Annotated in this window: 1 protein-coding gene; it reads left to right on the top strand. The window is 69.4% G+C overall.

Features of this window, described 5'->3' with window-relative positions:
• Positions 1-713, top strand: a 713-nt coding sequence (gene melC2 / locus ADK55_RS17780) for a tyrosinase MelC2 (RefSeq protein WP_053679911.1), incomplete at its 5' end; no start/stop codon positions are given.
• Positions 714-748 lie beyond the last annotated feature (35 nt).

The following is a 748-nucleotide window of genomic DNA, read 5'->3' as shown; positions in this document are numbered from 1 at the left end:
ACACCGACTCCGGCGACCGGGTCGGCCACCGGTCCCCGTCCTTCCTCCCCTGGCACCGCCGGTTTCTCCTGGAGTTCGAAGCGGCTCTCCAGGCCGTGGACAAGAACGTCGCCCTTCCCTACTGGGACTGGACGACCGACCGCACCACCCGCTCCTCCCTCTGGGCCGCCGACTTCCTCGGCGGCACCGGTCGGGCCCGCGACGGTCAGGTCCTCGACGGACCGTTCGCGTACGCGACGGGCAAGTGGAACATCGACGTCCGAGTGGACGGCCGCAACTACCTGAGGCGCGCCCTCGGCACCGGTGTCGCCGAACTGCCCACCAAGGCCGAGGTGGAAGCCGTACTGGCCATGCCGGTGTACGACATGGCCCCCTGGAACAGCGCCTCGAACGGCTTCCGCAACAACCTGGAGGGCTGGCGCGGCGCCAATCTCCACAACCGGGTGCACGTGTGGGTCGGCGGGCAGATGGCCACCGGCGTCTCCCCGAACGACCCGGTGTTCTGGATGCACCACGCGTACATCGACAAGCTGTGGGCCGACTGGCAGGCCAGGCACCCGCAGTCCACGTACCTGCCGGCCGCCGGCACCACCAACGTCGTGGACCTCAACGACACGATGCGACCGTGGAACGACGTGACCCCGGCCGACATGCTGGACCACCGGAAGTTCTACACCTTCGACACCGAGCCGGTCTCCGCGAGCCAGCGGTAACGCAGTTCGGGGCGGCCCACCTGGCCGTACCGGGG

This window comes from Streptomyces sp. WM4235 (assembly GCF_001279725.1).
Classification (GTDB): Bacteria; Actinomycetota; Actinomycetes; order Streptomycetales; family Streptomycetaceae; genus Streptomyces.
The sequence above is the reverse complement of the archived record's forward strand: the minus strand, read 5'-3'. Positions and strand labels throughout refer to the sequence as shown.